At 42.7% G+C, this 10,894-nt stretch carries 9 protein-coding genes; all 9 read right to left on the bottom strand.

The features are described 5' to 3' along the window. Positions 1–3 precede the first annotated feature (3 nt). Positions 4–1,794 (bottom strand): hypothetical protein, encoded by a 1,791-nt coding sequence (locus tag DXC01_RS10740; protein WP_243111603.1) that lies wholly within the window; start codon positions 1,792–1,794, stop codon positions 4–6. 97 nt (positions 1,795–1,891) lie between these two features. Further along, complete coding sequence (recD2, locus tag DXC01_RS10750) at positions 1,892–4,114, bottom strand: SF1B family DNA helicase RecD2 (protein ID WP_207758508.1); 2,223 nt, start codon at positions 4,112–4,114, stop codon at positions 1,892–1,894. 14 nt (positions 4,115–4,128) lie between these two features. Next, positions 4,129–4,749 (bottom strand): hypothetical protein, encoded by a 621-nt coding sequence (locus DXC01_RS10755; RefSeq protein ID WP_117593958.1) that lies wholly within the window; start codon positions 4,747–4,749, stop codon positions 4,129–4,131. A 23-nt stretch (positions 4,750–4,772) separates the two neighbouring features. After that, a complete protein-coding gene (gene ssb, locus DXC01_RS10760; RefSeq protein WP_110925771.1) occupies positions 4,773–5,432 on the bottom strand; it encodes a single-stranded DNA-binding protein in 660 nt (219 codons plus the stop codon). A gap of 36 nt (positions 5,433–5,468) precedes the next feature. After that, the gene (locus tag DXC01_RS10765) at positions 5,469–5,777 is read right to left on the bottom strand and encodes a hypothetical protein (RefSeq protein ID WP_117593961.1); all 309 of its coding nucleotides are present in this window, start codon (positions 5,775–5,777) and stop codon (positions 5,469–5,471) included. A 480-nt stretch (positions 5,778–6,257) separates the two neighbouring features. Further along, complete coding sequence (locus tag DXC01_RS10770; protein ID WP_118698881.1) at positions 6,258–7,358, bottom strand: DUF4179 domain-containing protein; 1,101 nt, start codon at positions 7,356–7,358, stop codon at positions 6,258–6,260. Beyond that, positions 7,331–7,885 (bottom strand): RNA polymerase sigma factor, encoded by a 555-nt coding sequence (locus DXC01_RS10775; RefSeq protein WP_015525029.1) that lies wholly within the window; start codon positions 7,883–7,885, stop codon positions 7,331–7,333. Before DXC01_RS10775 ends, DXC01_RS10770 begins: the two co-directional genes overlap by 28 nt. Before the next feature lie 306 nt (positions 7,886–8,191). Then, positions 8,192–8,392, bottom strand: coding sequence for an Ig-like domain-containing protein (locus DXC01_RS10780; protein ID WP_227222063.1), 201 nt, complete (start codon positions 8,390–8,392; stop codon positions 8,192–8,194). A 173-nt stretch (positions 8,393–8,565) separates the two neighbouring features. Continuing rightward, positions 8,566–10,800: an ABC transporter permease gene (locus DXC01_RS10785; RefSeq protein ID WP_243111604.1), complete on the bottom strand. Its 2,235-nt coding sequence runs from the start codon at positions 10,798–10,800 to the stop codon at positions 8,566–8,568. Positions 10,801–10,894 lie beyond the last annotated feature (94 nt).

Raw genomic sequence — 10,894 nt, forward strand, 5'->3', positions numbered from 1 at the left:
TTTTTAATCCACAGCACAATGAGGAAGAAGAAAGACGCGTTCCATAGTTCCCTGTTCTTCCCTGTCCATGGATGCTTTACTGAGCAGTGCTGTCCATGCTGACCTCCTGAGATCATTGGAAACCATGTAACTTAACACCCAGTTTTCCAATTCCCGGTATCCGCATACGCCATCCGTAATGTCCTGTTCGATCAAATATTCATGGATCTTGCAGACCGTGGCAGCCATAAAGGACAGAAGTTCTTTGTTTTTAAACCCGGTTCTTTTCATTGCCCTTTTTGCCATTTCCTCTTCTGTCAGGGCTTCCTTTGGCTGAATCAGGTTCATTCGGGAAAGAACTGACTGGTTGAAGTTCTGACAGCCGACATAATCCAGATTGGTGGTCATGATCACAATGGTATCCGGATTTCTCCGTATCTGTTCTCCATTTACCAGATCGGTTACAGCTCCATCGTCAAACAGGGAGTTTAATCTCGTAAGTGTCCCAGGTTTTTCAATCATGGCCGGCTCCTGAATTTCAATCACAGATGGTTCCCTGCATGCCTTTACGATTTCTGACTCTTTTAATAAGAAGTCTTTTTCATTTTTCGACTTTTCATAGCCTTTTTCATAAACTGCTTTCAGGATTTCCTGAAAAGCTTTTTCCCGGCTGATCCCCTCTTCATAAATGCCATTTACCGTTGCAAGAGCTGAAGCCGGATCCATTTCAATGTCTTCCAGACGTGGCAATTCCATTTCCAGATGTGCTGTTCCGCCCATATTTGGCACGGTGGTCGCTAAAAGTTCCAGTTCATCCGTTCCAGGTCCACAGGTGAACACATAATATGGAAGCCCTAAGATCTGGGCGATCATTCTGGCATCCGTTGTCTTTCCAGTACCGGCATCGCCTGTCATCATAAACAGCCTTGCCGGTGTCTTATCCACCATCTGCAGGATTTCTTCAGCTTCCTTACTTACCAGATAGTCTTCCGGAAGCGAAGGAATCCTTTCTTTTGTCCTTTCATTTACATCCCATCTGCCAGAGTAGATCTGTTTTAATTCAAAAAGTGTTCTTTTTGTCTTCTCATTTACAGGCAAAAGCACATGAAACTTTCCATAGATTTCATCGTTTGGTGCATATACCCCGGCCGCAATTTTATATTCCGGAAGCACATCCTCCAGTTCCTCTGCACGGAACTGGCTCTTTTCCAGCGGGACCGCCTGCTGTGGATTTGCTATTACTTCGCAGTACATGGCATCGCAGCAGATAAATGCCGCCCGCAGTGCAGTTTCCGTGTCTTCCCATTCCTTTTTTTCCTGTTCTTCAAGTATGTAGAAATTTTTTTGGAACTCTTCGTTAAATAAAGGATTATCCGGGACCAGATTGGCATAAGCCAAAAGGGCCAGGTACTGCTCGCCTGTGTTTTTGCCCTCCCGGATTCCCGGAAGTTTCTCGTTTTTTTCTTCTGTCTTTAAAATCCCACTGAAACGTCCGTTTTTCGAATTATAAGTCATTACATACTTTCCCTGATTTCCAGGATATTCCATGCAGAAATAATTTATGGTATCCCTGCCCCTTTGTATACCGGCAGCCCCAGAGTCTTTTTCTTTCCGGATCTGAATCAGTGTCAGAAGTGCCTGTAACGTAGGCCCATGAAGGCGGGAGACTTTTCCCTGCTTCCTGATATTTCGCATGGAACAATCTGCTTCATCATAGCTGACCCGTTTTTTCCCTGCTTTTTCCAACATCACCCGAAATGGGTCCGGAATGGGTTCTTTCATAATCCATGGTGCATAAAAACAAAGATCTGGCATTTTGTTCCCTCCTCTTTCATTATGTGATTTTCTGCATACGAAGGAAAGAAACAGGCAGAGCATTGGATTTTTCCAACGTCTGCCTGTCATTCATTCTTTATGCGCTCTTTTCCTGTTCCAGGATTGCTTCATATATTTTTCGGATACGGTACCCAAACATGGTGTTTCGCCGGCTGATGTAATCCGTCCGGATAGCCTGTGCGATTGCACGTTTGCTTCCCACAATTATAAACCTTTCTCTGGCTCTTGTTACTGCTGTATAGAAAATGTTTCTGCGAAGCATCCACCGGAAACATGGAAGCATTGGAAGGATTGCCATCGGATATTCACTGCCCTGAGCCTTATGTACCGTAATCGCATATGCCAGTGTCAGCGGCCAATAGTCTTCCTCCTGATATTCCATGACCCGGCCATCCCCAAAATCTACACGCATGACCATTTTTTGATCTTTCCGAAAAATCCCTATGACTTCTCCAATGTCGCCATTTGCTACTTCATCGTTGTTTTTTGTCTGCATGACCCGGTCACCTTCCCGGTAAGTATTCCTGCCATTTGTGATTTCCGGATAACCGAAACGCTTTGGATTCGCAATGTCACGCAATACCAGATTCAATGCATCCGTACCTGCTTCCGTATCTTTTCGAAGTGGTGACATCACCTGCACTTCTTCCAAAGAACCGTTTCTCTGCAGTACTTCTTTTCGATAGATCTTCTGTATCTTTCGCGAAGCCTCCTCCGGTGTGGAAGCCGGAATAAACTGAAAGGTATCATCAAACACCAGATCCAGCTGATTCTTATTGATCTTAATGGCATTCTGGCTGATGGTGGAATTCCCTTCCTGTCGGAAACATTCATCTAAGACAGTTACCGGAAATACGCCGGAATCAATGATCTCCTGAAATACTTTTCCAGGCCCTACGGATTCGATCTGATCTTTATCACCCACCAGGACCAGTCTGGCACCGGATTTAATACTGGCAAACAGTTTATCCGCCAGATACATATCGACCATGCTGAACTCATCTGCTATGATCAGGTCATCTGGAATTGGCTGCTCGTTCTTCCATTCTTCCTCTCCAGCTTCTCCGGTAAGCCCTATGGATTTATGGATCGTCAGTGCTGGATACTCTGTACATTCCCGCATTCGCCTTCTGGCGATGCCTGTAGGTGCACATAAAAGGATCACCGCATTTTTATCCAATGCTTCCTGTACAGCAATGATGAAACGGATCACCGTAGTCTTTCCTCTGCCGGGTCCTCCTGTAATGATGGATACCGGGTTTTCAAAGACATTTTTTACTGCCACCTGCTGTTTCGCATTCAAAATAATATCCTGTTCTTTCTGGATCTTTCTTAAAATACGGTCAACATTTACAGCCATTCCCGTCTGCATATGGAGTCTGACTAATGCGGCAGCAGCTCCCAGTTCGGCCTGGAAGCTTTTGCGTGTATAAAACCCTCCATCGTGGCAGACCAGGCTTCCATCTGTATGGATCATATCATTGCCTGTATCCCGGATTGCCCGTTCAGAGACCGGTGAAACATCTTTGTTGTGATTTAAAAGTTTTTCGACACGTTCTATAATGTCCTCTCTTTTTAAATACAAATGTCCTTCGCCTTCTGCTTCTGACATAATATGCAGAATAGCAGCCTTAATGCGAAGGGGATCATCTGCACGGAAATGTTTTGCCTTTACTGCAATCTGGTCAACAGTCAGAAATCCAAATCCATGAACCTCACAGAGCCGGAAAGGCTCCTCCTTCACGATCATAACTGCAGCAGGGCCAAATTTCTCCTGTATTTTTGAAGCTTTTGCAGGAGTCACCCCAAAAGGGGACAAATACATCATCAGTTCCCGGATGGAACTGCTTTTTTGATATCCTTCCAGAATATCATCTAAGCGTTTCTGCGTAATTCCTTTTACCTGAAGGAGTTTCTCCGGGCTGTCATTAAAAACATTCAGTGTGTCTTCCCCAAACGTTTCCACGATGCGGGCTGCCATTGCCGGTCCGATCCCTTTGATCAGGGATGACGACAAATAAGTCCGAATACCTTCTTTTGTGGTTGGCATGGTTACTGAAAAATTGCTCACACTATACTGCATTCCATATTTTGTGGGTTTCCAGTCTCCCGTCAGTTCCACATCCAGGCCTTCGTTTGTCGGAAGTTCGGTTCCAAATGCCTGAAATATTCCATAATTTCCATTCTTTTGTTTTTTTACTTCCTCCGGTAAATCTTCATTGGTCATGTAGGAAGCTACCGTATATCCACTTCCTGCATTATAATAGATCTGCCGGATGGCTTTACAGCAAATGCTCATGTTCCAGCTCCTCTCTACCATGAAATCCAGAGATAATTATTGCATCCCATACTGGTGATGAAACCATCCTTCTTTAGTTTTTCCCGGATCACCTCTGTCTGTCCAAAAGGATAACCTTTTAAAATTCCAATCCTTCGATATTTCCTTTTTCCAATGGAAATACTGCAGATTCCTTCCCTGTTTACTGAAAAACGGTTTCGATTTTCAGATTCCAGAGTTTTCCGAATCGCCTGGATCCGCTCAAAGCCTTCCTTTTCGTACCATATGGCAGCCTGTGCCCTGCATCTTGCCTGCTTCTCCTGATTATCGAAATTTACCGTTTCCGATCCCTTCTCATGATTTTTCGGTAAATCCTCGGTCTTTTCAGCATCTGCATGTACTTTACGGGCATCTGCATGTTTTTTTTGCTGCTTATTGTCATCATCATTCTCATTCGTTTCCTCCTTGTCCTTTTTCATAATAAATTTTTCATAGAAAAACAATCCTGCTGCAACCGGAATGACTAATGAAAGGGACTGTATGATCACTGCCAGAAATACCGGCCATAAAAATGGTGATACTAACAGACCAAAAATTCCAGTTATCACGCACAGCTGTTTATGTGCAGACAACCATTTGTTCATTTTCTCTATCATAAGCATTTCCTCCTATGATTTGCTCAGTCAAAATCCAGTTTTTCATCATCTGTTTCCATGTACCGGTCATCAATATCCTGACTACGCTCCCGGCTTCTTGCCGAAGTTCCTCTGGATCTTGTCCCGCCAGAATTTGATCTCCGTCTATCATCTGATGCATCTGTCCTGGTATTGTTTCTGTATCTTCCACTTTCACGTTCCCTGTCATAGTCACGGTCATCCATTTCTGCTGCTCTTTCACTTCTGGTGCTTCTGGAAGCTGAACGCTGGTTTTCTGCACGGTCAGAACGGTTTCGATTAGAAGATGCCCTTGTTTCTCTTTCCGGCTCTTCCCGCTCGTCATTTCCAGATTCTAAAGCTTTCTTACTTTCTGCAAAAGAAATCTCTTCAATCATAAGCCGCATGCCGTAGACATTTTCACCAGCCCGATTCTTGTAGTTGTCATTCTGCATACGACCTTCTACCAGAATCTTGATACCCTTAAACAGATATTTTTCCGCGAACTCTGCTTTTCTGCCAAAAGCCGTACAGCTGAAGAAATCTGCTTCCGGATCTCCTCTTCGTACAAATTTCCGGTTTACCGCCAAGCGAAAGTTTGCGATGGCAAGTTCTCCATTCTCTGTCTGTGTGTAGCGTAAATCAGGCTCATTTACTACTCGTCCCATCATGATTGATTTGTTCATAATTGTCCTCCCATAACTTTATAAAATTTTCCAGTTTCATTCCAGATGTTCCCGCATACATTTGACTAATGCTCCCATACCATTTTTTCGGATCTCGCGGGCAGCAGAGTCAGTCGTACATAAATTTTTCGCCATCTCCAGTGATTCTTCTCCCGGATGTGTTGCAAACAATACCGGTATCAGATAAAACAGAGATTTTTTGACCAGCATATCATATGCCATCTTAAAAGATTCAGGCGAAGTTTCCTTTCCATCTGGATTACATACAATCTGCCATACTCCTGGATATTCGATAATCCATTCAAGAAGGTGCACGACCTCCTTTTCCATCTTTTTTCGTTTCATAACGCCCTCCTTGCATTCTGAGTTTTCTTGTGTTTTTTATGATCCTCCTTTCCTTATTTGCTGATCTGTACTTGTTGTCTGCCATATTTTTGCAACAAAAAAAGGCCATTTAGAAATTTTCATTCTAAATGACCTTATTCATTACAAAGGCAGGAGGCTTTTGGCTCCTTAATGTTTTACTCCCGGTCAGATCCGGAACCAGCGTTTCTTATCTGTGTCTACAGATACAAATACAAATCTCACAATCATATTAACACAAGATATTGTTGACGTCAATCGCACTTTTGCTATATTTTGTATTTTCGATTTTCAAAGATTTAATCAACTTCTCTTATTACTTACGGAAATGTAATTTTACCATTTTTATTTATACGAATCTTAAATGTACCACCAAACATTTTATTGTTATTTTTTTATCTCTACAGTAAAAATATCCAATTGCGGTATCTCCTCCCTCTCTTCGATTAAATTATTCTTTTGTCATCTGATTTTAATTTCTATTTTTCCTTCCACTGGGCTATATAAATCCAGAGGATCTTCATCACTTTCATAAACACGTCCTACGCCTTCTCCGTAAGTATCTTCTGTTTCTGTTTCATATTTTTTATATGTTGTTCTGTTTTTTTCTTCTTTATTTACATATAATTCTAATGTCACCGTTTTAGCATCTGGAGAAATTCCTTTATATTTTGTATTATTTCTGCTTTCTTCAAACACAGTCTCTGTGTCTCCATAATTTGTCATTCTATAAAGCCCCTGATTTTCTTTATCGTCGGTTCCTATTAAATAATAATCTTCATATTCTTTATTATCCAAATTTCCATAAATTGTACTTGCCAAATCGTTTAAGTTCATTTTTGAAATCGTCAGATTTTGATTTGGAGATATCTTTATTTTTTTATTCACATTTACATTTATGGTATTCTTCTCCAGTTCTTCCCAATTTGATGAAAATTCAAAAATATAGTCATCCGTATCTTCTGTATCTGCAGTATCCATTTCTGTTGGATCAAATAACCATACTTTCATTTTTATATCTGCTGTATTATCTTTAATAGTTGTATCTTCCAACCTATAATGACAAACCTGACCATCTGCTCCGTTCTCCTTTTTCTCCAGAGCATATGTTCCATCTAACTGTGCCGCTTTTCCATTTATCTCCACTTCTGTTAGTAGAATAGTCTCTTTTTCTTTTGAATCATTTATATTATCAGATATTGCCACCCATAAATTCTCCTTATCAGCAGCAATTTCATCTAACGTAATAGAAATTCCATTTTTAGTAATCGTTTTTCCAACACTATCTATATATGATTCTACATTTTCATTAATCCCCAATGCCGTTTGAATCCACGAAGTAATCTGTTCCCAGGCCGCCTTTATCTCATTCGGATGTCCCAAGCCTCCTAACAATAATGCTATTACAACTCCTGCTGCAATCTTTGCTAATTTTAATTTCAAATTAACATTTCGCTTTTTCCATGGCAAGGAAGCTTCGTAAACAAATTTTTCATCTATTTCTCCCATCAGATTCAAAAAATTGTTTTCTTTTTTCATATGATTTCTTTCACCTCTTCCCATAATCTGTTTCTGCTTCGAAAAAGACTGGATTTAATTTTAGTCTCAGAGCATCCATGTCTTTTTGCAATGTCTTTAATATTATCCATATACCAATATCGCCTGACAAAAATATCCCTGTCTCCTGCTTTTAAATCACTTAAAAATTTTTCTAAAATATTCAAAATTTCCTTTTTCTTTATATCCTCTTCCACATAATCCTTTATTGTATTTTCCAGTTTTTCCACTTCACCACAAATATCCATCATATGTGTATCTGCTCTTTTTGAAGCATTTTTCTTTCTGAAATTGTCCAATGCCAAATTTCTGGTTATTTTTCCAAGAAATGCAGATAATTTTGTTGGCGTTTTGGGCGGAATCTTATTCCACGTTATCAGCCACGTATCATTTACGCATTCTTCTGAATCTTCTGTGTTATATAAAATATTCCATGCAATCTTAAAGCAAAATTTTTCGTACTTTACTTCTACCTGGCGAATTGCATCTTCTGATCTTTCTAAAAATAAATTTATAATATGTATATCTTCCATATCACATTTCTCCCCTGTATATTAGTGTTTTTATGCAGATAGGTTATTTGCAGTGTGCCATATTAATGTTTTCTATTATATAGAACGTATTTTTTTCTGTTTGATTGCACTTTTTTTCTATTTTTATAATTTTTTTTGTTACCATGCTTCCATTATCACTATAACATATTATCTAAACATTCTTCTCTCTTGGTCAACTATTAATATCGTAATCTACTTCTGCAAATAAAACTACATGCAAAAAATGAAAAAAGGAGCTGCCATTCCATGTGTATTCATGAAAGGCAGCTCCTGCTTGAATCATTTTTATTTAACAACTACTTTTACTTTTTTACGGATCTTTCCAGATTTCACTGTGATATAAGCTGTTCCCTTTTTCTTTCCGGTGATCACGCCCTTGGAATTTAGCGTCACGCTCTTCTTATTCGAAGAACTGTAGGTAACCTTCTCCTGGGAAGTAATCTGGCTGATGACTGGTTTCGGCGTAAGTTTTTTTATTCCTTGCAACAGTCACGCTTGATTTCAGTCCGGTGATCTTTGTTGTTCTTACCGTTGTTTTCTGCACAGTAACGGAAATGACCTGTTTCTTGCCGCTGGCCAGTGTAATGGTCACTTTGATTATTATTTGAATTCCAGCCCTCAGCCTTTTCATTGACAGAGGGCTAATTTTGGCTTAACAATTATTGAGCATCCCTTAACTGATCTACAATGCTGCATTTCGCTGCGTTATCATACATCATGCAGGGAATCAGCCACCCAAGCAGAAGAAATACCGGAATTGTCAGCAGGACAGGCAGAACGGTGAACCGATACTCAAAGAACCAGAACATACTGCCCAGCATTTTTCCTGCAAGAGGTCCCACCGCCAGCGACAGAATAAAGGCCGCCGATACGGAGGACATTGCGTAAAACAATCCCTCGTAGATCAGCATGGTTTTGAGCTGCCGGTTCGTCATTCCTACAGCCTGAAGCACAGCAAATTCACGGCGGCGGGAAAGAATACTGGTCATCATGGCGTTGAAGAAATTTAAGAGTCCCACCAGCCCAATGATAGCACAGAGGATACCACCTATCAGAAGGAACATCTGCCGGAACTGAGCAAATTCAGAGCGAGCCGTGGCCTTGCTTTCATACATCAAGGGCGAAAACTCACCGGCAGTGAGCTTCGATAGATATTGCTCTGCTTCGGCCTCGTCCGCTTCGTCCGCTGTGTCGAACAGGTAGAGCAGCGGAATGGCCGCACCACCGCTGTCCCGCTGTGCGGTATCCACAGACAAAACTGTCTCATATCCAATACCATCATAACGATAACTCATGGAATACGGAAGCTCTACCAAGGCGCAGACCGTGTACGCTACATCTCTGGCTCCATACAGTTTTTCCTGAAGGTACTCCTCCGGTGTATCTTCGGTGCAGAGTTCCCCGGTGCGGCTGTCGATATATTTCACATCGTCCGCATAGGTAGCGGTGATCGTGTCTCCCACCTTAGGGTAGTATTCAAGATTGGGCAGATTACCGTAGTCATCTAAGGAAACCGCAATGGCAATGGCGTTATTGTCCGGCTCCAACATGGGAGAAATATCTCCGTCGAACACTTGCAGCTTGTCAAACAGACTGTTATCCAGAGCCTCAATTCTGGTCTTTCCCATCACCATATTGCCCCGGTGCTCCAGACGGCTCATATGGCTGTCCAACTGCTCGGCGCTTTCGAACCATGCATAGTCCTGCCGCAGAGCATCCTCCGTCATCCACAGATATGCGGGTTTTCGCACAGCATATCCCGTGCCGGAAAGACTGGCCTTTGTGTTTGCTGCGATCTCTCCGATCTGTTCTGGCGTGATGAATTCATCTGCTGAGTTGTAACGGAAATAGTCGGGCGTGCTGACGATAAAATCGGCGCAGGTCTTGGCGGATACATACTTCTCCATGCTGAAGCCGCCCACAAAGGTACACAGTGCATTGAACAGTGTCACCGACAGTGCCAGAGACACCACCACCAGTACCGTCTTTTTCTTGTTTCGTCCCAGATTGGCAAAGGCCATCTGATGGAGCTTCGCTCCCCGGGTGCTGCGCTGTTTTTTCTTGGTCTGCATTGCATCCGTATATTTGGTAGCCTCCACCGGAGAGACCTTAGCTGCCATTTTTCCGGGCTTGGAACAGGACAAAAGCACCGTCAACAAGGCGAACAGCATAGAACCAAGGAAGATCACAGGCGATGTGCTGATGGTGGTGATGCCTGCATCCAACTGGGTGGAGCGCAAGACAACAGGCACCAGAACAGCGCCGATGCCGTAGCCCAGCAGCAGCCCCGCCGGAATGCCGATCAGACAAAGCAGAAGTGCCTGCTGGCGAATGATGCGTTTGAGCTGCCGGGGCGTTGTGCCAATGGTTTTCAGAAGTCCGTAAAACCGGATATCCCCTGCAACAGAGATCTGAAAAATGTTATAGATGATAAGATACCCCGTGAAAATCACCAGCAGCAAAAAAGCTGCTATGGCGATCACAAGTTCCGGATCAAGCTTCGACTCCAGCTGGGATGAGGTATATCCCCAGTTGACGCCGATCCGGACGCTGTTGGGATCGGTATAGCTGTCCCATGTGTAGCCAAGATCGGTATCCACCTGCTCCATCTGCCCTTGAATGTTTGTGCCGGAGGCCAGCATGACATTCAAATCGGTGCGGAAAGGCTGTAAACCTGTTTTCACTGCCTGCGCTTCGATGTCATCTGCGTAATCACGGCTGATGTTGATGTAATGAACAGGCATTAGTTCATCATAGTCCCAATAGCCCACCAGCGTAAAGGTATCTGTTACAGTAAAGGCGGTTTGATCCTTGTCCGTAATGGAATAGGAAACCGTGACCTCGGCGCCCAGCTCCGGCGTTACGCCAAGCAGCTGCAACGCTGCCGTATCCATGGCTACCTCTTTGCCGCTTTCGGGCATCCGTCCGGTAGTACTTAACTTGCCCCATAAGTAATCATAGATATTTATATGTTCCCATGTTATACTA

This window comes from Blautia sp. OM07-19 (genome assembly GCF_003481595.1).
GTDB classification, from domain to species: domain Bacteria; phylum Bacillota; class Clostridia; order Lachnospirales; family Lachnospiraceae; genus Blautia_A; species Blautia_A intestinihominis.